This is a genomic window from Halomonas sp. KM-1, from assembly GCF_000246875.1.
Classification (GTDB): Bacteria; Pseudomonadota; Gammaproteobacteria; order Pseudomonadales; family Halomonadaceae; genus Halomonas; species Halomonas aerodenitrificans.
This window is the reverse complement of record NZ_BAEU01000040.1, coordinates 1-21,650: the sequence shown is the minus strand read 5'-3', so window position 1 is coordinate 21,650 and position 21,650 is coordinate 1. Positions and strand designations below refer to the sequence as shown.

The following is a 21,650-nucleotide window of genomic DNA, read 5'->3' as shown; positions in this document are numbered from 1 at the left end:
ACGCCAGGTGGCGTAGTGCTCCAAGTAGCCGATCATGGAGTGGTAGACCTTGGCGTGGTCCGGGTGCTCGCAGGCACCGCGCAGGATCACGTCGTTGGTGACTTGCTGGATATGAGCCAGGTCGGATTCAGAAAAATGGTTGATGGTCACACCGGCGTCGATGAATTTCTGAGTGCCCTCGGTCGACTCCCTTTCCGACCAAGCCAACGACCAAGCCAGGGTGGCATCGGCGGCGATCTTCAGCTTCTCCTGGGTCTCCTCGGAGAGGGCGTCCCAGGCGTCCTGATTGATCATCACGCCGAACACCGTCGCCGACTGGTGCCAACCCGGCGTGGCCCAGTAGTCGGCCACTTCCGCCAGGCCCACGCTATAGTCGATCCCCGGCGCCGAAAACTCGGCGGCATCGACTACACCACGCTCGATGGCCTGGTAGACCTCACCGCCGGCCAGGGTGACTTGGGAGCCGCCCAGTTGTTCGAGCACGCGGCCCTGGTCGCGTCCGGCGAGACGCAGGCGCTTGCCGTCGAGATCGGCCAGGCTCTCGATGGGCGTGCGGCCCATGAAGCCCGACTCGTTGTTCAACACGCCATACGGCAGGTAAACCAGACCGAACTGACCGTAGATCTCTTCGTAGAGCTCGCGGCCGCCCCACTGCTGAATCCAGTTCAGGTAGTCCACGGCGTTGAACAGCATGGGCGTGGAGGCCAGCGGCGAGAAGGCCGGGTTGCGGCCGGCCCAGTAGCCGGGCCAGTCGCCAGAGGCTTCGATACTGCCGGTCTCGGTGGCGTCGAACACCTCGGTGCCGGGCATCAGGGTGCCGCCGGCGCGGAAGTCGATCTGCAGCTCGTCGCCGGCGAGTTTGTTGACCAGCTCCACCCAATGACGGTCGATCTGGATCGCATCGATACTGTCCGGCCAGGTGGTGGTCATGGTCCAGTTTTGCTGAGCCTGAGCGGTAGCGCTCAGAGAGAACAGGCTCACGCCGATGGCGAGCCCGGCGAGCATGATGGCGTGCTGGGATTTCATCTTGTTTTCCTTACCTTTCAATCAGCTTGATGCTGTTTTTATAAAAGAGGCGTTTTCACTCCCGACAACCCAGGCCTGTCTGGCGCTCTTTTGGCGAACCCTCGTCAATGGCCTCGGGAGCGATGTTGTCTGAGGCTACTCTACAAAGGTATCCTGGGTTCAAGGAAGGTCAGAAACGGTCTTCATGAGGTCTTTTTCGGACATTCAGCGAGGCGGCCATCATGCCTGCTTTCCAAACTAACCTGCTGAATCAGAAGATTTATGCGCCTTATAAGATTGCCGCTTTGGTTGATGCCGTGGCAGCACAGGGCATCGCGCCCGAGGTGGTGTTGGATGGCCTTGGCCTGGATCGGGAGGCCCTCGCGGACCCGGCCACCCTGGTTTGCATCAAGCAGTACATCGATGCATGCACCAATGTCATTGAAGCAGGGGCCAACCTTTCCACTCCTTTCGAAACTGCCGCCAGGCTGCATTTGACTGCCTACGGCATGTATGGATATGCCCTGCTCACCAGCCCGACCATTCGTGATTACTTCAATTTCGGCGTGAAGTATCACCCCCTGGCGACGCCGACCCTGCATATGACATGGCGGGAATCGGAAGAGTCGGCCATCTTTGCGTTCAAGGCGGCCTACTCGTATATCACGAACATCGACACGAGAAATTTTCTTATCCAGCAACAGATGGGGCAAAACGTCATCCATATTCGTGACGCCGTGGGCCCCAGCCTGACGCCTACGAAAGCCCTGCTTGCCTATTCCGACGAAGGCACCCGTGACATTCACGAAAAATATCTTGGCTGCGAGTGTCACTTCGATCAAGAAGCGAGTGAGATTCACTACCCCAAGGAAATTCTCGATCAATCTCCTTTGTTGGGAAATCAGCTTTCCATCAAGTTGCTTCAGGAGACCTGCAACCAACTCCTGGGCCAAACCAAGATGTCGTCTGGCATCACGGGGGAGGTCTATCAAATCCTGATGATGTCGCCGAACAGCTTTCCCAGCATGGAAGCCGTCGCCAATACGCTCTGCATCACCACCCGCACCCTGCGCAGAAAGCTGGACGCAGAAATGACGAGCTACAGGGAAATCCTCGATGACGCCCGCAGCGCTCTGGCAACCGAGTATCTGCTGGCAACGAAAATGAGTACGGACGACATCGCAGCAAGACTGGGATTCAGCGACAGCGCAAACTTCCGAAGAGCGTTCAAGCGCTGGACAGGCAAATCGCCACACCAGTTCAGAAAGAGCGGATAGTCGGTGCCGCCAGACACCGAGTGGCACGTTCTGCCTTCCAACCTCTAGACCAAAGTCTTATCCCCCACCTTTGCCCCACATAGTTGGCACGAATTGCAAAAAGTGTGGCGTGATGCGTAAACCCAGCGAATCACTTTCCTCCTACCATGAACGGGCGAGCCTGGGAGCGAGTGGCCGCCTCTGAGCCAATTCACACCCTTTGCACAAAGGTTCACCAAATTACACACAGACTTATCCACAGGCTGCCGTAACGACCCAAAGCCTCTCACAACAACCACAAGGGCAGACAATGACAACGACACGCCAAGGCTGCACAAGGGCTGCCCAATGAGCGCACCGCAAGACGACCTGACGCCGCTGTTCCACGACACCATCCGCCGCTTTCTCGAGCAGGAAGTAGCGCCCCACTACGAGGCGTGGGAAGAAGCCGGCGAGATGCCGCGTTCGCTGTGGCAGCAGCTCGGCGAGGCCGGCCTGCTGGGCATCGATCTGCCGGAGGAGCTGGGCGGTAGCGGCGCCGACTTCGCCATTACCCAACTGGCGCTGGAGGAGATCTCACGGCAGGGCTTCGGCGGGTTGGCCAGTGCCTACAACATCCACGCCAACATCGTCATGCCCTACCTGCTGCACATCGGCACGCCGGCCCAGCGCGAGCGCTGGCTGCCGGCCATGGCCAGCGGCGAGACCATCGGCGCCATTGCCATGACCGAGCCCGGCGCGGGCAGCGACCTGGCCGCAATGAAGACCCGCGCCAGCCGGACCGAAACGGGCTGGCGGCTCGACGGCAGCAAGCTGTTCATCACCAACGGCCAGGTGGCCGATCTGGTAATCGTCTGCGCCAAGACCGACCCCGCCGCCGGCGCCCGCGGCGTCTCGCTGTTCCTGGTTGATACCACCCTTGCCGGCTTCTCCCGCGGCCAGCCGATCAAGAAGATCGGCCAGCACGCCAGCGATACCGCCGAGCTGTTCTTCGACGACCTGCGCCTGCCGGAAGACGCCCTCCTTGGCGAGGCGGGCGCCGGCTTCGCCTATCTGATGCAGGAGCTGCCCCGCGAACGCCTCGGCGTGGCAGCCCAGGCGCTGGGCGCCATGGAGGGCGCGCTGGCGCTGACCCTCGACTACGTGCGCGAGCGCCGCGCCTTCGGCCGCGCCGTGGCCGAGTTCCAGAACACCCGCTTCACCCTGGCCGAGGTGCGCGCGCAGATCGACATGGGCCGCGCCTACTTCGAACAGTGCGTGGCGAAGTACCGCCAGGGGGAGATGAGCGGTACCGACGCCGCCATTCTCAAGCTCCAGCTCAGCGAGATGCAGTGCCGCACCATCGATGCCTGCCTGCAGTTGTTCGGCGGCTACGGCTATACCCGCGAATACCCGATTTCACGCTTCTACCTGGATGCCCGCGTGCAGACCCTATACGCCGGCACCTCGGAAATCATGAAGGAAGTGATCGCCCGCTCGCTGCTCGGCAGGAGCGACACGGCCTGACCGCTTGCCCAGGCAATCCAAGAAGGGCAATTCAAGGTACACAGGAGAGTTTCATGCGTCTCGATTCCGTCGTCATTCTCGACAGCGCCCGCACCGCCATCGGCAGCTTCGGCGGCAGTCTGGCCGGGCTCGCTCCCCATGAGCTGGGCACCATCACCGCCCGCGAGGCGCTGGCCCGCGCCGGCATCGAGGCCGGCGCCATCGACCACGCCGTCTACGGCCATATCATCACCACCGGGCCGCAGGACGCCTACCTGGCGCGCCACATTGCCCTGGATGCTGGCGTGCCCGAGGGTGCAGCGGCGTTCAACGTCAACCGCCTGTGCGGCTCAGGCGTGCAGGCGATTCTCTCAGCTGCCCAGCAGATCGTGCTCGGCGACAGCCGTCTGGCACTGGCCGGCGGCGCCGAGTCGATGAGCCGAGGTGCCTACCTGCTGCCGCCCCAGGCTCGCAACGGCCTGCGCATGGGCCACGCTAGCGTCACCGACCTGACCCTGGGCGTGCTCAGCGACCCCTTCGGCAGCGGCCACATGGGCGTGACCGCCGAGAACATCGCCAAGCGCTGCGGGCTCGAGCGCGAGGAGATCGACCGTTTCGCTCTGGAGAGTCACCACAAGGCCGCCCGCGCCATCGCCGAGGGCCGCTTCGAGAGCCAGATCGTGCCAGTCACGGTGCGCGAGGGAAAAAACGAGCGCCAGTTCGTGCACGACGAGCACGTGCGCGACGGTGTCACGCTGGAGGATCTCGCCCGACTCAAGCCCGCCTTCGCCAAGGAGGGCGTGGTCACCGCCGGCAACGCCTCGGGCATCAACGACGGCGCCGCCAGCCTGGTGCTGGCCCACGCCGACGAGGCCGAACGCCGCGGTCTTGCGCCACGCGCGCGGCTGGTCTGTGCCAGCACCGCCGGGGTCGAACCCGGGCTGATGGGTCTGGGGCCGATTCCCGCCGTGCGCCGCTGCCTCGACGAGGCAGGGCTCTCCATCGCCGACATTGACGTGATCGAATCCAATGAGGCCTTTGCCGCCCAGGCCATGGCGGTAGCACGCGAGCTCGACTTCCCCGCCGAGCGACTCAACCCCAACGGCGGTGCTGTGGGGCTGGGGCATCCCGTCGGCGCCACCGGCGCGATCCTGACCATCAAGGCGCTGGCCGAACTGGAGCGTACCGGAGGCCGCTATGGGCTGATCACGCTGTGTATCGGCGGCGGCCAGGGCATCGCGCTGTTGCTGGAGAAGTAGGAGGTGTGAGCTGAGAGGGCATCCTTTCCGGTTCCCGAACACTGTGCGATTCTCTATCAGGCTTATAGCCCATATTGCGTTGCAGCACAGATGGTTACTGAAAGAAGTAATAAACTGGAAGAAGCAATAACCTGGAAGAAAGTAATAAGAAAGGTCCTGAGTCGCTGTGTTGGCGTAGCGCTTGCGCAGCAGCCAGGCCCCTCATGAGAGGCCATTCATGTCGAACGTTCAGTATTACGATAACAAACCCTGGATGAGCCATTACCTTGCCGTCCAGCCTGACACCGGTGAAGCCACCGCCAGCCATCACCTTCACGACAACCTGCCGGCGCTCCTTCAGGCGGCCGGGCAGACCTACAGCCAACAGCTCGCCTTCACCACCTGCATGCCCAACGGCATGAACGGCCGCCTGACCTACGCCGAAGTGGAAGAGATGTCGGACGCCTTCGCCGTTTACCTGCGCGAATGTCTCCAATTGGAAGCCGGCGCCCGCGTGGCCGTGCAGATGCCCAACTGCCTGACGCTGCCGGTGGTGGCCTTCGGCATCCTCAAGGCCGGCTGCATCCTGGTGAACGTCAATCCGCTCTACACCAAACGGGAGATGGCACACCAGTTCAACGACAGTGGTGCCCAGGTGCTGGTGATCGTCGACATGTTCGTCGACAAGCTGGAGGCGATCCTCGAGCAGACCGGGATCAAGCAGGTCGTGGTCACCTCCGTAGCCCAGTGGTTCCCGCCCATGGTGAAAGGGGTCTTGCAGTTGGTGCTCAAGTACTGGAACCGGGTGATTCCCAAGCACCGGCTGAGCGTTCACACCATCGATCAGGCCCTGTCAAAGGGGCGCCAGGTGAAAGCCGACACCGGTGTCGATGTCCGCCAGTACTGGCAGCATCTGTCCCGCACGGATACCGCCCTGCTGCAATACACGGGGGGCACCACCGGGGTCAGCAAGGGCGCCGAGCTGACCCACGGCAACCTGATCAGCAACCTGGAGCAGGTCGACTCGGTGGCCGGCAGTCACATCGAGCCGGGCAAGGAGTGCATCCTGACGGCGCTGCCGATCTACCACATCTTCGCCTTCACCGTTAACCTGCTGGCCTTCTACCACAAGGGGGCGCACAACGTTCTGGTGCCCAGCCCACGCCCGATTCAGAACTGCCAGCGCGCCTTCGACAATTACGACATCTCCTGGATCTCGGGAGTCAACACCCTCTACAACGCCCTGCTGAACGAGGAGTGGTTCACCGTCTATCCGCCCCGCTCCATGAAGGTGGCACTGGCCGGCGGCACCTCTCTGCACAAGTCGGTGGCCGAACGCTGGCGCAACGTGGTGGGCAGCCCCATCACCGAGGGCTACGGCCTGACGGAAACCTCCCCCGTGATCTGCTTCAACCCCATCGGCAAGGAGCTCACCGACTCCATCGGCATTCCCGCGCCGGAAACCGACGTGCGCATCGTCGACGATCAGGGCGAGCCGGTGGCGGTGGGTGAGCCGGGCGAAATCATCGTGCGCGGGCCGCAGGTGATGAAGGGCTACTGGAACCGCCCTGAGGAGACCGCCAACGCCCTCAAGGACGGCTGGTTCTACACCGGCGATATCGCCGTGATGAGCGAAGACGGCCACTTCCGTATCGTCGACCGCAAGAAGGACATGATTCTGGTCAGCGGCTTCAACGTCTACCCCAATGAGGTCGAGGACTGCATCGCCCGCATCCCCCAGGTGCAGGAGTCGGCGGTGATCGGCGTTGCCGACGCCCAGTCCGGAGAGGCCGTGCATGCCTATGTGGTGCTGCGCGAAGAGGGCATCAGCGAGAAGGATGTCATCGCCCACTGCAAGCAGGAGCTGGCCGGCTACAAGGTGCCGAAAAAGGTGGTGTTCTGGGACGAACTGCCCAAGACCCCCGTCGGCAAGGTACTGCGCAAGGAAGTGCGAACCGCAGCCACAGGCGGTTGACCTCATTGACCGCGTACCGGGTTCGATAACAACGACTCAATAACCATTCAATAACAACGAGACGCTGGAGCATAACGAATGCTGAGCCCACTGGAAGAGACCCTGCTCTCCCTCATGATGGTGATCATCATGTTCGGCATGGGGTCGTCGCTGACCTTCAAGGACTTCAGGCTGGCCATGCGCCACCCGCAGGCCGTCGGTGTGGGGTTCGCCTCGCAGTACATGCTGATGCCGCTGATCGCCTTCCTGCTGTCGCGGGTGCTGAACCTGACCCCAGAGCAAACGGTGGGCCTGATACTGGTGGGCTGCATGCCCGGCGGCACCACCTCCAACATCTTCGCCTACTTCTCGAAAAGCCTGCTCAGCCTGAGCATCATGATGACCATCTGCTCCACCCTGGCCGGTTTCATCATGGTGCCGCTGCTGATGGAGCTCTACACCCAGGGCATCGACGACGCCTTCCGCATTCCGCCGGATCAGATCGCCCGGCTGCTCTTCGTGCTGCTGATCCCCACCCTGATCGGCATGTGGCTGCGGCGCAGGAACTCCAACGTCGGCGCCGTCATCGAGCTGATGGGGGGCATCCTCGGCGCCATCGTCATCCTCTTCCTGGTGGTCACCTGGGTGCCCAGGAACTGGCGCCTGCTGGTCGAGACCGGTTGGGAGGTCTATGCCGCGGTCATCCTGATCGGTCTGATCGGCTTCGCCTTCGGCTACCTGTTCTCCCGCTCGCTGCGGCTGAATCCGCAGAAGGCCAGAACGGTGTCGCTGGAAACCGGCATTCAGAACGGTCCGTTGGCGGCGCTGATCGTGATCATGACCTTCGCCGACGAAACCCAGCAGCTGATCCTGCTGATTCCGGTGATGTACTCGCTGTTCATCGTCATCAACTCCACCATCGCCACGCTCTTCTATCGCCGCATGACCCGGCGCGAGGAGCTGGCACGGGACCAGGCCAAAGTCGAGCCGGCCTGACGGCGCAAGTTCAGGCGCTCTGGGGCAACCTTGTACTCGCCCGCCGGTAGGCGGCGGGCGAGTTGCCCGTCCAGCCCTTGAAGGCGCGGCTGAAGCAGGCCAGGTCCTGAAAACCCAGCTCGTCGGCGATGGCCAGCAGCGGCCGCTCGCTGCGGGTCAGGGCCTGGATGGCGAAGTCGCGCCGAAACTCGTCCTTCACTGCCTGGAAGTGGGTGCCTTCGGCGGCCAGCCGCCGCGACAGCGTACGCACCGACATGTGCAGCGCCCGGGCCACGTCATGCACCGAGCCCGAGGTGGCGAGATGGCGCGCCAGGTGCTCGCGCACCCGATGCGACACCACGCGATCCTCGAAGGAGACGTAGAACCAGTCGGCCGGTGCCCGGCGCAGGAAGGCGCCCAGGTGCTTCTTGGTCTGGCGGATCGGCAGCTCGAGCAGGGCGGCGTCGAAGTAGATGGCGGTCTGCTCGCGCTCGAAACTCACCTTGCCCGGATAGAAGTAGAGATAGTCGGCGCTGTGGGGCGGCTGGGCGTAGGCGCACTCCATCATCACCGGCGGGATCTTGCTTGCGATCAGCCACGAACAGATACCGTGGAACAGCTTGAGCATCAGCTCGTGCACCAGGATACGGCTGCCTGTCGGCGGCCGATGTTCCACCAGCGCCACCCGCGCCAGCCCGTCCTCGACGCGATACTCATAGCCGAAGTCGTCCAGCACGATGCGGAAGAACAGCGTGTAGCGATGCAGCGCCACCTTCAGCGTGGGCGCCTCCAGCACGCTCAGGCACAGCAGCTTGAGCGTACCGCTGCGCAGCGGCCGGGCGAAGAAACCCGGTGTCTCGTCGTCGCAGGCGTTGACCAGTAGCCGGTAGAGCGTGGCGAACTGCTCCACCGTCACCCGTCCGTGGGGCGCGCTGAGCAGGAACGGCGAGATGCCCGCGCGAACGAGATAGCCCTCGCGGGCCGCCTCGCTTTCGGGCACCCCGCGGAACAGCTCGTTGACGAAATGCATGGATACCGTGACGGTCACGCTCGCCTCCCTCCTGCTTCGGCCTGGCGACATCGGGCCGCGAGCTCATGGTAAGTTACTTGCTGCCTTGGTTGGATACTCTGCAACCATGGCATCATCGCCGCAACGTCGACGGGAGCCGCCATGCTCGAATTTCGCCAGGTTTACAAGACCTACGCCACGCCCCAAGGGCCGCTTGCGGTGCTGGTGGGCGTCGACCTCGAGCTGCGCGGCGGCGAGAGCCTGGCGCTGATGGGCGAGTCCGGCAGCGGCAAGTCGACCCTACTGCACCTGGCGGCGGGTCTCGATCTGCCGGACAGCGGCGAGGTGCTCCTTGCCGACCGCTCGATCTCCGCGCTGGACGAACCGGCCCGCGCCCGCCTGCGCCGCGATACCCTGGGCCTGGTATTCCAGCAGTTCCACCTGGTGCCGAGCCTGAACGTGCTCGACAACCTGCGCCTGCAGGCGCGGCTGGCTGGGCGTGAAACGCCCGAGTGGTCGGCACATCTGATGCAGCGATTGGGACTTGCCGGCCTGGAACGGCGCTACCCCGAGCAGCTCTCCGGCGGCCAGCAGCAGCGCCTGGCCATCGGTCGGGCGCTGGCGCCGCGCCCCGCCCTGCTGCTGGCCGACGAACCCACCGGTAACCTCGACGAGACCACCGCCGGCGAGGTGCTGGCCCTGCTGCTGGAATTGGTGCGCGAGGCCGGCAGCGCGCTGCTGATGGTGACCCACAGCGCCCAGGTGGCAGCACCGCTGGACCGCTGCCTACGCCTCACCCACGGCCGGCTGGGCTGACGAGCTTCTCAACCGAGCACGGCTGACAACAAGAAAGCTCCCAACAGGCTGACCAGCAGCATCGGTATCGACCAGGCATGGAAGGCCACCCAGAGCCCCTGCTGGCGGCTGAGTCGCAGAGCGATCAGATTGGCAAGCGAGCCGATGGCAAGACCGAAGCCGCCGACGTTGACGCCCCAGGCCAGCCAGTACCACTGCTCGGAGAAGGGTGCCAGGAAGATGGCCGCCGGCACGTTGGAGATCAGCTGCGAGAGCAGCGCCGCCCCGGTGACCTCGCCGCCGGGCAGGGCAATGAGTCCATCAGCCACCTTCATCATGAAGGGCAGTTGGGCGAGCAGGCCCAGGTCGATGAACATCAGGATGAAGATGGCCAGGATCAGCCAGTCCACTCCCAGCAGCACCCGCCGCCAGCAAAGCAGGAACAGTGCCAGCACCCCGGCAAGCGCCGGCAACGTCAGCCCGAACTCCACCAGCAACAGAAACACCGGGTAGCAGAGCAGCGAGACGCGAAACAGCCGGGAGTGAACGGGTGTGCGCGTCATGTCCAGATTTACGTCCACTCGACGGCCGGGAAAGGCAACGGCGGTCAGCAGCAGCAGGACCCCGAGCATCCAGCCGGCGATGGGCAGCATGGCCACGAGGAAGGTAATGAAGCTGTCGCCCGACAGCTGCCACAGAAAGAGATTCTGCGGATTGCCGATGGGGCTGACCGCCGAGCCAGCGTTCACCGCCAGCGCTTCGAAGATGATCAGGCGACCGATGGGCAGCCGCGCCATGTTGCCGAGACTGACGGTCAACGGCACGACGATGAAGAGCGCCACGTCGTTGGTGATCACGGCAGACAGCAGTGCCGCGAAGAGCACCATGGCCAGGGCCAGCCGGCGTTCGCTGTGCATGTGCACCAGCAGCCAACGCCCGGCCTGCGCTAGCGCGCCGCTGTCTTCCAGCCCGCGGCTCAACACCATCAGGCCGGCCAGGATGGCGATGGTATGCCACTCGACCAGTTGGGGCAGCAGGCGCCACTTCTCCGGCATCATGGCGATCAAGGCCAGAAACGCCAGCACCAATGCCAGCAGCATCAGGTCCTCGGAAAGGCGGGAGTATACGTAACGCAGCAGTCTCAAGGTTCAACACGCCTATATCGATAGTGGGTCATTGTCCGGCCTGGGCTCGTGCTGCCCGTTGGCCTCGAGAATCGCCTTCACCAGCGGTATGCACTCGGCACATTTCGGTTTGCACTCCAGGCGGCAAAAGCAGGCGCGAACACTATTGGCGCCTTGGCTGCAGGCAGCCTGGAAATCTTCTGCGCTGAGATTGTGGCAGCTGCAATAGGCTTTTTCGCTCATTTGCCGACCTGCTCACGCTGCAAGTGCGGAATCAGCGAGCGCACCAGCGCCGGGTAGGCCTCCTGCCAGCGCGTGTAGACACGGCCGACATTGCCCAGGGGCTTGGAGAGCAAGCGCAGGTTGATGACCAGCGCACTCGACTCGGCCAGGGTGATATCGGAAAGCGACGGCCCTACCCCCAGCCACATCGCCAGTAAGGCGAAGCCGGCAAACGACACCCAGAGCACCACATCGCTGGCGTTCTCGGCAAACCACTTGCACACGTGCATGTTGAGAACGGCGAGATAATAGCGCTCCTGATGACCGTAGAGAGACTGCTTGTCGCGCTTCCCTGCCGTCTCCGCAATGCCCGACTGAGTGTCGAGGATCTGTTGGCTAGTATGGCGAATACGGCGGCCGAAGAACCACACGAACAGCAGCGTAGGTACCATGCTGAGCACCAGCACCGGCACCCAGTGCGCACCCAACGACAGCTGCCACAGAAGCACCGAGCTGGTGACGGTGATGATGGTCCAGATGTCCTTGTAGATGACCTGGAACCCCTTCTTCGCCACATCGCTGCCGAACAGCACGTGCGCGACGTCCTGCGAGACGTTGCCGAGGGTGTGTCGCTCGAGGTAGCTGCGCTGCATGACGATGATGAGTCGGGTCTCGAGCAGCTTGCTGAGTATCGACTCGGCGAAGTCGGCCAGGATCAGACCGGCGGTAATGGCCAGAAAGAGAGGCAGGAATTCCGGCAGCAAGGCCCAGGGGTCGACCTCGCCCTGCTCGATGCGCTGCACGGTGCTTTTGCTCAGCCAGGCAAAGGCGGGAGAGAGGGCGGCAGCCAATGCCGCCGCCCCCAAGAGGCAAAGCAGGGTCCAGCGCAGCCGCAACAGCACCCGCGCCATCTCCCTGAGCAGTAGCTTCCAGGCACGGTACTTCAGCTCGGAAGACACCGGCATCTCCGCCTGGGTCATCATGGCAGCGCGAGGATCACGCAGCGGTCGGTGATCAGGCGCGGCGCCATGCCAGTGACGCTCTTGACTGCGGGCAGCCAAGCCTCGAGCGCAGCCCACCTGGGCGCCTCAGTAGCCTCCTCGAGCACCCAGCCGTTGGCCTGATCCCACACCAGCAGCCCTCGCTCTGAGGCAAAGGCCTCTTTCAGCCGCTCTGCCCCATCCGGATGAGCAATCGGATTCACCGACCGAGCGGTCACCTCGAACAGCTGACCGCCGCTGAGCACCCAGAGGGTCTTGCCCGTGGCAAGCAGCGGTTGGCAGGGAGCCTGGAACATCGCCTTGACTTCGCCCCGGCCAGTGCTCGAATCCACCAGCAGCAGGCGTCCGTCCACCATGCCGACCCAGAGACCGCTGCCCTCGGCAAGCAGGGCGTGCACCGTGGCATCGCCGACGGCCTCGATCCAGGTGAGCTCCTTGGGTCGATCCGCCGCCGAGAGGAAGAGCCCAGCCTTGGAGCCCAGCGCCAGGCGATCGCCGACGAAGGCAAGGTCGGTCAGCTCGGCGAAGTGGGGTTGGGGGGTCAGCTTGACGTGCCGCCAGGAGGCGCCGTTGTCCCAGGAGCTGAACAGGCCGCGCTGAGTCGCCATGTACCAGGCGCCGTCCGCTGAGCATGCCAGCCCCTCGGCATCCAGCGCCGCCCACTCGGCCGCAGCCGGCTGCCAGTGGCCGCCGCCGTCGTCGGAATAGAAGGTGCCGAAGGTGGCGGTCGCCAGGATACGCCCCTCGTCCAGGCTCCACAGTCGCTTGATCTTGGCGGCCGAGGGCGGCACGGCATGACCGGCGAACACGTCGTGTACCCGCCCGCCGCCCAGCTCGACCAGAAAGGCGCCGGTGATTCCGGCCACCAGGGCCCGCCCTCCCGGCATCAGAATAAGCTGCTCGGCCTCGGCAAACCGCGGCTCCTCCAGCTCGACGCTGGTGCCGTTGACGAATTCACACACCAGCTTGTTGCCCACCACCCAGGCACGCGCCGCCTCGCTTTCACCAGCGGCGCTGAAGGGGCGTTTCTGATGGCGTATCGGGCTGCCGGTGCGCCAGAGCCCGCGCCAACGTGTGAGGTAGCCGTCCTTCCAGGCTGCGAGGATGCCGTCGTGGTAGCCGGTTTCCAACTCCAGCATCCAGCTTTCGCCGTGGTCGGTGGATACCAGCAGCGCCGGGCGCGCCTTGTTGCCCTGCTTCTTGCAGTAGGCCAGCAGGCGGCCCCGTTCGGCGGCCAGGCCGATGATCTCGGTGTGGCCCTGGCCATAGCAATGGCGCCAGCCATCCGCCTCCAGCCGGTAGAGGCCGCGCTTGCCGCCGGCCACAGTCGCCCCCTCGCTGCACAACAGAGCCTTCGCCTCGTCACGGGGCAAGGACGGCAGGCGCTGCTGCAGGCCGCCGTCGACGTCGGTTCTGGCAAGCACCTGACCCTCGGCACCGCTGGCGCCGACCAGCAGCCCTGCCTCGCTCGCCGCCAGTACGCTGATGCGCAGCCCCTGCCATTCCGGGATGGCCTCGAGCTTGGCGTCGCGCAGCCGATAGAGGCCGGCAGCGCTGCCAAGCCAGATATCGCTCCCCTGCTGTACGGCCGCCTTCACTTCCGGCCGACGGTAGGCATCGAGTTGATCCACGCGGCTCATGGAATGAGCTCCTTTTCTGCGGTATGGCCTGCGGTTTCGAGACATGGCAGCGAAACGGTTCGCAGCTGTCGCCGGTCGGTGGTGAGTGCGCTGCGACCATCGGCGCGGATGCAGGCGTGGCGCACGCCTGCCGGCCAGTCGGACAGCGCCTGTAGCGGTTCCTCGCCGCCGTGCCAGCGCCAGGCGCTGCGCTCGTTCCAGACCAGCAGACGCTGCTGCGAGTCGCTTGCGATGTGGTAATCGCCGGCCTGCGGCTGGGGCATCATCTCTTCGAGCACGACAGGGCCCTCGCCTGCACACGCAAGGCGGAACAGCCGCTCGCCGCTGGCGATCAGACAAGCGCTGAGCGTTCCACCGATCTGGGACTCGAACACCGGCACCTGGCCCGGCGCGGTCAGCGGCTGGGCTTGCTCCTCGACAGGGTCATAGCGCCACAGCCGGTCCTGGCCCGCCCCGTGGGTACCCACCAGCAGCAGCTGCCGCTCGTCATCGGTGAACAGCGCTTCGATGGCCTGCTCGCCAAACGCCGCGACCCGGGCGATGCGCTCGGGTGACGCCAGCGGGGCGACCAGCAGGCCGGTCTTGGTAGCGATGAAGAGCTGCCCGCCGACGACCGCCAGGCCGCCGCGCAGTTCGCAGTAGTGAGGCAGCTCGGCCAGCTTGAATTTCACGTAGCGCCAGCGCCTGCCGTTGTCGTCGCTGACGAACAGGGCGCGCTGACAGCCCAGCCACCAGCGGCCATCGTCGCTGCGCATCAGGTGCTCGGCATCCAGCACCGCCCACTCGGCGTCGGCAGCCTGCCAGGTTTGCCCCTCGTCGTCAGAGCGGAAGGTGCCATAGGTAGCAGTGGCCAGCAGCACCCCGTCGTCCAGCTCGAAGATGCGCTTGAGCTTGCCCAGCCCGGCAGGCCCTGCGGCTTCGCCGAAAAGATCGGTTACCCGGCCATGGCCGGGCTCGACCAGATAGGCTCCCTGCACGCCGGCGACCAGGAAGACATTGCCCTGCTCCAGCGGCAGCAGCCGCTCGGCTTCGGCGAGCAGCGGGTGTTCGAAGGCAACGCGGGCGTGGCCCTCCTGCTGGTATTCCAGCTTGTTGCCGTCCAGAACCGCCCAGCGGTCGCCGGCCAGGAAGCCTGCGGTCAGCGGGTGCTTCTTGTAGCCGCTGGTGGTGTAGCGCTCTCGGCACCCCTTCCAGCGAGTGATCAATCGCCGCTCATCGGCGGCGAGGATGAGATCCTGATAGTCGCCCAGCGACTCGACGTGCCAGCTCACCCCAGCGTCATGGGTCTCGATCAGCGCCGGCTTGGCAGCCGCTCCCAGCTTCTTAACCGAGGCACGGATGTGCTCGGCCTGCTGGCTGGAGACCCACAGCACCTCGCCCCAGCCGGCAGAGTCACGGAACAGGCACTGCCAGTCGCTTGCCTGGGCGGTGTCGGCCAAAGGCAGCCGGTATAGGCCGCGCTTGGTGCCAACCAGCAGGTGCTCGGCCTGGGCATGCAGGCACTTGATCTTCTCGCCCGCCGGACGCGGCAGCTCGCGCCGGGGCTGCCACTGGCTGTCGCACAGGTGAAGGGTCTGGCCACTGTCGTCCTCCAGCAGCACCAGATAGCCCTCCGCTGCGGCAGCGACCTGCTGCACCGGACGGCCACGCCAGGCGGGCACTTCTCTCAGCTGCCTGTCATGCAACTCGTACAATCCGGTCTCGGCGGCAAGATAGATGCCCGTCGCTCCGGCAAGCACCCCCTTGACCTGGGGTCGCTCGAACGCCGCCAGCTCTCTGCTCATGTCACTGATCTCCTGGGTATGACCATACGGGCGGACAGCGGGGCGTCCCTGCCCCGGATGTCGCTGGACATCCGGCCCTTGCCGCAGCCGCCGCCATCGGCGTCTTACTGCTTGTTGCGACCGTCGAGTTCCAGCTTGCGGCTGCTGATGTTGCCGTTCTGGTCGATGGTGTGCAGGTGCACGTACTCGCGATGATCCTTGTCGTCGTGCTTGATCTTGATCTTGCGGATGCGCTGCGGCGCTTCGACTTTCACCGCGGCACGCCCGGACTCCGGCAGCACCTCGATGACGCGATCGAACACCGCGGGCTCGGACCCACCCAGCAGCTTGCGGGTGGTCTCGTCGTAGATGACGTCGTAAACCTTGCCGTCGCGCAGGTAGTTCACGCTGGTCTCGACCACGCCATGGGCATGGGCGGTCACGATTTCGAGAATCTGTGCGCCTTCGACGAACCCCGACAGGGCCTGGCGGGTCTCCTCGGGCAGCGAACCGAAATCGTTTACTACGCGCTCTTGTTCAGCCATCGTCATCGTCATTGACTCCTTGGGTTTCTTCTTTGAATGAAGCGCCCGTGCGGGCGCATGGCTTTCTCGCCAGCGAGAAAAGGGTTAGAAACGAGCCTCGATGCCCAGCCACAGCGTTCGGGGGATACTCACCGTGCGGTATTCCGTGTGGCTGAGCTCGCCATCCTGATCGAAGAAGGCCTTCGGTCCGGACTCCTGCTCATTGAAGAGATTGCTCGCTTCGAAGCGCACGCGAGTGGTGGGTGAAATCGGATAGCTGCCGGTTAGATCCACCGTGGTCAGCGAATCGAAACGCTTGCGGCTGAACTCGTCCTCTTCCGTGCGCTTGCCGTTATGGCTGGCTGCCAGCGAGAGCTGCATGCCCGAGCGCGGGCTGATCCAGTCGATGCCGGCCGCCACCAGATAGTCCGGCTCGCCGAAGAAGGGCACCTCACGCCCGCTCTGCAGGCGCATGCTGCCGTCGAAGAGGGTCTGGTTGCTCCAGAGGTGCACCCCTTCGAGAAGATCGATGCCCGTCAGCCCCAGGTGGAGGCGTTGCTCCAGCTCCAGACCGCGCAGGGTTCCGCGCTCGATGTTCCTTGGCTGCACGACGTCGCGATTGCCCTCTTGCTCACCGGTGCGGGCGTTGACGATCAGGTCATCGATGTCCTTGTGAAAGAGCGTTGCGGCGAGGAAGGCATCCGGCGTCGACCAGACCAGGCCCAGATCGCTGTTGACGCTGATGGAAGAGGCAAGCTCGGGATTGCCGACGATGATCTCGCGACCCCTTTGCACGCGGGAGGGCGTGATCTGATCGAGTTGGGGTCGGTTCTGCGTGCGCGAAACGGCGCCGTGTAGAGTGAACTCCGGGCTTAGCTGCCAGGCGGCGTGCAGGCTGGGGCCGACATGAAGGTTGTCGCTGCCTTGATGGACGCTCCCCCCTTCACCATCGTTGCTGCGTGCAGTCAGGCGATAATCTTCGATACGAACGCCAGGCTCTACACGAAGCTGATCGTCGAAGAACAGGAACTGCTGGCGCAGCCAGCCGGCGAGATAGTCTTCCCGCAGGGAATACTCGTCGCCACTTCCCGGCTCCCTGGCTTCGCCGTTTTCGATGACCGTCTTGGTTCCATCGCGCTCGTTGCGACGAGCCTGTACACCGAACTCCGCCTTGCCCAGGCCGGCAGCGTCCCATGAATAGGACAGCGCACTGCGAAGCTCCAGCATATCGTCGGTGAGTTCATCGTTGGTCCGGGTCACGGACTGATCACGCAAATCACCGTTGGCGTGGTAGCGCAACCGTACTTCATCCATGCTGCCATTCTGGTCGCTGCGGAAGGCCGACACTCTCCCTTCGGTCTGCCATTGCTCGCCGAGTTCGTGCTCCCAGCGGAAGTTACCGCCGTAAGTCCGCGTGCTGTCCTCTCCCGAACGAAAACGGTTGTCCTGGCGTCCGTTGGCCTCGGTGGTGCGGCGCTCATCCTGGACGCTGAGAGACTCCGCCATCAGCAGGGGCTCGAGTTCGAGGTAGGTGCGATCCAAGGTCCAGCCGAACTTGGTGAAGGCGCTGACCCGGTTGACGTCCTTGCGGTCGCTCCTCTCGAACAGCTCGCGGAAGCTGCCGTCGGCGTTCTCCTCGACGGCTCGGTGAGCGCGCCGATGCGGCACGCCGTTGATATCCAGCCCGCCTAGCATGCTGAAGTCGTCAGTCACGGGTCCGCCGGCCCAGATACTGGCACGGCCGGCAAACATGCCCTCACCGTCTCCCTCATTGATCTGCCCGCCCATGACCTGGGCCCGGCCTTCGAATTGCTCGGGCGCACGCCGGTAGCGGATGGAGACACGACCGCCTATCCCGTCGTGCTCGATGTCGGCAGTCGGGTTGCGAATGACCCGAACCTCATCGACAAGACTGGTGGCCACCGTACCCAGCGACAGGTTGCGCCAGCGATTGCTGCCGGGGATGTTGACCCCATCCAGCTCGACGCGAGTGAACTCCTTGTCGAGCCCCCTGACCCTGACCTCCTGCTTCTCGGCCGGAGAGGTGGAGAACATGCCCGGCATGCGATCCAATGCCTTGCCAATATGCTCGTCGGGGAAGCGCTGCATTTGCTCGCTGCCAAGAATCAGGTCCGGACGCAGGGAGTGCAGCCGCTTCTCCTCGTTGGCGTGGATTTCTTCGTAGACATTCAGCCGATGGCCTTCGACGAGCACGGTGGAAAGCTCGACGACGTCGCTGCGCAATGCAGGACGCAAGATCACGCTATCAGGCCCGGTGAAGCGGTGGCTCAAACCACTGCCGGCCAGAATGGCTCGCAGCGCTTCGCTGACGGTGTAGTCGCCGCTCAGCCCCTGGCTGGTCTTGCCTTGGGTGAGATCAGGATCGAAGGTCAATGCCAGACCTGTCTGCCGCGCCAAGGCATTGAGCGCGGCGGTCATCGAGCCGGCAGGAATGTCGAAGTGCTGGCGTGCCTCGGATTGCATCTGGGTGCCGGCCTGCTGGGCCAGGGCCGGCTGGACCGTCGCCAGGCCAACGGTCGCCGTCATCGCGGCCGCCAGGCTCAGCAAGCTAGCGGGTCGCTTGGTAATGCGAGAGTGCATGGGCAGTGATCCTCTTGCAGGTTTTTTCCTGGTTCTATGGGTAAAGACGAACCAGACCCGAAGAGGGACAGTGCGAATGAGAATTTTTTCTTTCCGGTCGAGACGGACCGCGTGGGTCAGTACTGGCGAGTGACGCGAACGATGAACGGCGTGTAGCGATTCACCTGGATGGGCTGGCTGGCGGCCAAGGCGTTCAGGGCCCGGTCGAGATCGTCCAGCGGCAGAGTACCGGATACCCGCAGGCCAGCCAGCGCTGCCTCGTCATAGCTCAGCAGCCCTCGCTGGTAGCGGCTCAGGGTGTGCAAAACTTGGGTGAGTGGCTGGTCATCCACTTCCAGTTGCCCCCGAACCCAGGAGGCCTCGGCGTCGGCATCCACGCTTTCGACAGGGCCGAGCTCATGCTGGCTGGCCCGTGCCCGCTGGTTGCGCTCCAGACGCACACACTCCTCGACGACGCGCCGGCACAGCTCCACGCGAGACTCCTGGATCGTCACGCTGAGGAAGGTTTGCCCTGCGCTCTCTAGCCGCTGCGCCGTAAACTGGGTGCCCAGAGCCCTAGCGCGGCCTTCAGGCGTGACCACATCCAGAGGGCGTTCGCTATCCGGCGCAACCGTGACTTGCAGCTCGCCGCCACGCAGGTGAATGACGCGGCGATCGTCGCGATAGTCGATGTCCACCGCCGTACCCGTGTTCAACACCAGCTCGCTGCCATCGGCAAGAACGACATGCTTGCGCTCGCCCAGGACGGTGTAATGGTCGGCCAGGAGGTGCATCGGCGAGCCGAGCCCCGAGACCAGCCATCCCAAAGGCAGCAGGGTCAACAGCAATAGCGTCAACGCCGATGCACCCAGCCAGCACCGGCTTAGCCGACGCTCGTCACGAAAGGTCCGTTCCAGGGCCGCGCGGCTCCCAGGGCGAGCTGCGCATGAAAAACTCTGCCAGGTGGCGTCCATGGCCTGCCAGGCTTGCTGATGGTCGGGGTGGGCGGACAACCAATACTCGAAGGCATCGCTGTCGCCGGGAAGCGGCTCCTCCAGCCTTATGCGCCATTCCGCCGCTGCTTGCAGAGCAAGCTCATAGCGCTCGGCATCGGCGTCGGGCAAAGCGGAATGGCAAAGATCTCGAGGCGGCCGACTCATGGCAAGGCAGGGCAGTGAGCGGCTGAGGATGGAGAATGCAGGGCCTTGTGGCAGTGCAGCAGGGCCTGGGCCATGTACTTCTTGACCATACTGATGGAGACGCCCAGTTCATCGGCAATCTCCCCCTGGGCCATGCCGTCCAGCCGGCTCATCAGAAAAGCGCGACGGGGCTTGTCCGGCAACTCCTGGACCAACCGGGCCACCCACTCAAGAAGGTCCAGCCACTCGTTGACCTCTTCTGCGGAAGGCGCATGCAGATGTTCCTGGGCGAATGCCGTCTGAACCTCTAGCCAGGCCTGCTCCAGCCGCGCCCGGCGACTGTCATCGATGATCAGGCGAGTCGCGATACGGGTGAGAAACGCACGGGGTTGATCGAGCTTTTCTACGGGTGGGCGCACCAGCACGCGGAGAAAACTCTCCTGGGCAAAGTCCGCCGCCCGCTCTGGGCAGCCAATGCGACGATGCAACCAGCCTTGCAACCAGCCATGATGGTCATGGTAGAAGCTCTCGATAGAATAGGCGGTGCGCGGGCTGGCCATGGAAGACCCCAGATGAAAAAGATTGTGATAATTATTCGCATTCTATTGCGGCGCCAGCCGCGAATCAAGATCGTGTCTCACAGCAAAAACGGCGCTTGAATGCTGACTGCCCTTGCCACCCTGCTCTCCCACTACAAGCGCCACCCCGGCCAGCTCGCCATGCTGCTGCTCGGGCTGTGGGTCGCCAGCGCCCTGTGGAGCGGCGTGCAGGCGATCAACGCCTCGGCCCGCGACAGCTACGCCCGCGCCGAGGCGCTGTTCACCACCGGGCTCGACCGCCTGGAGCGCCGCGACGACGAGCCGCTGACCCGCGACGACTACCTGCGCCTGCGCCGCGCCGGCCTGCCCGTCTCACCGCTGCTGGAGGGCACACTGGAGGCGCCAGACGGCACCCGGCTGACGGTGATCGGCATCGAGCCCTTCACCCTGCCCGGCGACAGCGACTTCGCCGCGGCAGGCTCAGCCGGAGAGCTCACCGAATTTCTCACCCCGCCGTGGCAGACCCGTGTCGCCCCGGATACCCTGCCGGCGCTGGGCCTGAGCCACCGCGAGGCCCCCGGCGCCGAGCCGCGTCTGGCCGAGGCCCAGTTGCCGCCGCTGACTCTGGCCCCCATGCTGCCACCCGATACCCTGGTGATGGACATCGCCGCCGCCGCGGCGCTGCTGGGCAGCGGCGAGCGAATCACCCGTCTGGTCGCCGCCCCCGAGGCGCTCGAACAGGCCCCGGAAGGGCTGGTACTGACCCGAGCGGCCACGCTGGTCTCGCCCGGCCAGCTGACCGAGAGCTTCCACCTCAATCTCACCGCCATGGCGCTGCTGGCCCTGGCGGTGGGGCTGTTCATCGTGCAGGCGGCGCTGGGCCTGGCTCTGGAGCAGCGCCTGGGGCTGCTGCGTACGCTGCGGGCGCTGGGTGTGTCGGGGCGCGGGCTGGTCGGCCTGCTCGCCTTGGAGCTGTTGCTGCTGGGCAGCATCGGCGCCCTGGCCGGCATCGTCAGCGGCGTGTGGCTTGCCCGGGTGCTGCAACCCGACGTGGCGGCCACCCTGGGCAGCCTGTACGGGGCCGACGTGGCGGTTGCCCTCAACCTGCCTTGGCACTACTGGCTCGGTGGGCTCGCCGTGACTCTGGGCGGGCTGCTGCTGGCCGGCAGCGGCGTACTATGGCGGGCGGCCCGCTTGAGCGTACTCGGGTTGGGTCAGGCCCAGGCCTGGCGTGCCGGCTTCCATCGCCAGCTGCGATTCATGGGCATGGCGGGTGGCATCGTGGCCTTGGTGGGCTTGGCGCTATGGGTGTGGCTCGCCTGGCAGCCGCCGGGCGAGGGGCTGCTGGCCGGCTTCGGTCTGGTCGCCGCGCTGCTGCTGGCCAGCGCCCTCTCGCGATAT

General features: G+C 64.6%; 17 protein-coding genes. 7 read left to right on the top strand and 10 right to left on the bottom strand.

Going from position 1 to position 21,650, the window contains the following annotated elements; translation table 11 throughout:
- The coding region (dctP, locus tag B8115_RS03415; RefSeq protein ID WP_010626351.1) for a TRAP transporter substrate-binding protein DctP at positions 1-1,026 on the bottom strand (1,026 nt) is incomplete at its 3' end.
- Between the two features lie 221 nt (positions 1,027-1,247).
- Between dctP and B8115_RS03410 the strand changes: the two genes are divergently transcribed.
- From B8115_RS03410 to B8115_RS03390, 5 genes are all read left to right on the top strand, one after another.
- Positions 1,248-2,282, top strand: coding sequence for an AraC family transcriptional regulator (locus B8115_RS03410; protein ID WP_010626350.1), 1,035 nt, complete (start codon positions 1,248-1,250; stop codon positions 2,280-2,282).
- Between the two features lie 327 nt (positions 2,283-2,609).
- Positions 2,610-3,767 carry an acyl-CoA dehydrogenase family protein gene (locus B8115_RS03405; protein ID WP_010626349.1) on the top strand — a complete coding sequence of 386 codons (1,158 nt, stop codon included), beginning with the start codon at positions 2,610-2,612 and terminating at the stop codon, positions 3,765-3,767.
- 53 nt (positions 3,768-3,820) lie between these two features.
- Positions 3,821-5,005 carry a beta-ketothiolase BktB gene (bktB, locus tag B8115_RS03400; protein ID WP_010626348.1) on the top strand — a complete coding sequence of 395 codons (1,185 nt, stop codon included), beginning with the start codon at positions 3,821-3,823 and terminating at the stop codon, positions 5,003-5,005.
- 217 nt (positions 5,006-5,222) lie between these two features.
- On the top strand, positions 5,223-6,959 hold the full coding sequence (locus B8115_RS03395) for an AMP-binding protein (protein WP_010626347.1): 1,737 nt from the start codon (positions 5,223-5,225) through the stop codon (positions 6,957-6,959).
- 78 nt (positions 6,960-7,037) lie between these two features.
- Positions 7,038-7,934 (top strand): bile acid:sodium symporter, encoded by an 897-nt coding sequence (locus tag B8115_RS03390; protein ID WP_010626346.1) that lies wholly within the window; start codon positions 7,038-7,040, stop codon positions 7,932-7,934.
- Between the two features lie 10 nt (positions 7,935-7,944).
- On the opposite strand, the gene B8115_RS03385 is transcribed toward B8115_RS03390, so the two are convergent.
- Complete coding sequence (locus B8115_RS03385; protein WP_010626345.1) at positions 7,945-8,961, bottom strand: AraC family transcriptional regulator; 1,017 nt, start codon at positions 8,959-8,961, stop codon at positions 7,945-7,947.
- Positions 8,962-9,084: 123 nt separating this feature from the next.
- Here B8115_RS03385 and B8115_RS03380 point away from each other — a divergent pair, with 123 nt between their 5' ends.
- Positions 9,085-9,738 carry an ABC transporter ATP-binding protein gene (locus B8115_RS03380; RefSeq protein WP_010626344.1) on the top strand — a complete coding sequence of 218 codons (654 nt, stop codon included), beginning with the start codon at positions 9,085-9,087 and terminating at the stop codon, positions 9,736-9,738.
- An 8-nt stretch (positions 9,739-9,746) separates the two neighbouring features.
- Here B8115_RS03380 and B8115_RS03375 read toward each other — a convergent pair whose 3' ends face one another.
- The 8 genes from B8115_RS03375 to B8115_RS03340 all read right to left on the bottom strand — a co-directional run bounded on the left by B8115_RS03375 (position 9,747) and on the right by B8115_RS03340 (position 20,270).
- Positions 9,747-10,862, bottom strand: coding sequence for an SLC13 family permease (locus B8115_RS03375; protein ID WP_026037863.1), 1,116 nt, complete (start codon positions 10,860-10,862; stop codon positions 9,747-9,749).
- 218 nt (positions 10,863-11,080) lie between these two features.
- Positions 11,081-12,022, bottom strand: a complete 942-nt coding sequence (locus tag B8115_RS03370; protein ID WP_141638502.1) for an ABC transporter ATP-binding protein — start codon at positions 12,020-12,022, stop codon at positions 11,081-11,083.
- Positions 12,023-12,042: 20 nt separating this feature from the next.
- A complete protein-coding gene (locus B8115_RS03365; RefSeq protein WP_010626341.1) occupies positions 12,043-13,704 on the bottom strand; it encodes a hypothetical protein in 1,662 nt (553 codons plus the stop codon).
- Positions 13,701-15,488, bottom strand: coding sequence for a sialidase family protein (locus B8115_RS03360; protein WP_010626340.1), 1,788 nt, complete (start codon positions 15,486-15,488; stop codon positions 13,701-13,703). The genes B8115_RS03365 and B8115_RS03360 overlap by 4 nt, the downstream gene beginning before the upstream one ends.
- Before the next feature lie 104 nt (positions 15,489-15,592).
- Positions 15,593-16,018: a hypothetical protein gene (locus B8115_RS03355; protein ID WP_010626339.1), complete on the bottom strand. Its 426-nt coding sequence runs from the start codon at positions 16,016-16,018 to the stop codon at positions 15,593-15,595.
- Positions 16,019-16,096: 78 nt separating this feature from the next.
- On the bottom strand, positions 16,097-18,538 hold the full coding sequence (locus B8115_RS03350) for a TonB-dependent receptor (protein ID WP_158409633.1): 2,442 nt from the start codon (positions 18,536-18,538) through the stop codon (positions 16,097-16,099).
- A 170-nt stretch (positions 18,539-18,708) separates the two neighbouring features.
- Positions 18,709-19,695 (bottom strand): FecR domain-containing protein, encoded by a 987-nt coding sequence (locus B8115_RS03345; RefSeq protein ID WP_010626337.1) that lies wholly within the window; start codon positions 19,693-19,695, stop codon positions 18,709-18,711.
- Between the two features lie 32 nt (positions 19,696-19,727).
- Complete coding sequence (locus B8115_RS03340; protein ID WP_010626336.1) at positions 19,728-20,270, bottom strand: sigma-70 family RNA polymerase sigma factor; 543 nt, start codon at positions 20,268-20,270, stop codon at positions 19,728-19,730.
- A gap of 99 nt (positions 20,271-20,369) precedes the next feature.
- On the opposite strand from B8115_RS03340, the gene B8115_RS03335 reads away from it, so the two are divergent.
- On the top strand, positions 20,370-21,650 hold a 1,281-nt coding region (locus B8115_RS03335), incomplete at its 3' end, for an FtsX-like permease family protein (RefSeq protein WP_010626335.1).

What these genes read in the sequence shown, in the direction of transcription:
- B8115_RS03340 (WP_010626336.1), bottom strand. Translation starts at nt 20,270, where the DNA reads ATGGCCAGCCCGCGCACCGCCTATTCTATCGAGAGCTTCTACCATGAC.
- B8115_RS03355 (WP_010626339.1), bottom strand. Translation starts at nt 16,018, where the DNA reads ATGACGATGGCTGAACAAGAGCGCGTAGTAAACGATTTCGGTTCGCTG.
- B8115_RS03390 (WP_010626346.1), top strand. Translation starts at nt 7,038, where the DNA reads ATGCTGAGCCCACTGGAAGAGACCCTGCTCTCCCTCATGATGGTGATC.
- B8115_RS03405 (WP_010626349.1), top strand. Translation starts at nt 2,610, where the DNA reads ATGAGCGCACCGCAAGACGACCTGACGCCGCTGTTCCACGACACCATC.
- B8115_RS03395 (WP_010626347.1), top strand. Translation starts at nt 5,223, where the DNA reads ATGTCGAACGTTCAGTATTACGATAACAAACCCTGGATGAGCCATTAC.
- bktB (WP_010626348.1), top strand. Translation starts at nt 3,821, where the DNA reads ATGCGTCTCGATTCCGTCGTCATTCTCGACAGCGCCCGCACCGCCATC.
- B8115_RS03360 (WP_010626340.1), bottom strand. Translation starts at nt 15,488, where the DNA reads ATGAGCAGAGAGCTGGCGGCGTTCGAGCGACCCCAGGTCAAGGGGGTG.
- B8115_RS03410 (WP_010626350.1), top strand. Translation starts at nt 1,248, where the DNA reads ATGCCTGCTTTCCAAACTAACCTGCTGAATCAGAAGATTTATGCGCCT.
- B8115_RS03350 (WP_158409633.1), bottom strand. Translation starts at nt 18,538, where the DNA reads ATGACGGCGACCGTTGGCCTGGCGACGGTCCAGCCGGCCCTGGCCCAG.
- B8115_RS03365 (WP_010626341.1), bottom strand. Translation starts at nt 13,704, where the DNA reads ATGAGCCGCGTGGATCAACTCGATGCCTACCGTCGGCCGGAAGTGAAG.
- B8115_RS03380 (WP_010626344.1), top strand. Translation starts at nt 9,085, where the DNA reads ATGCTCGAATTTCGCCAGGTTTACAAGACCTACGCCACGCCCCAAGGG.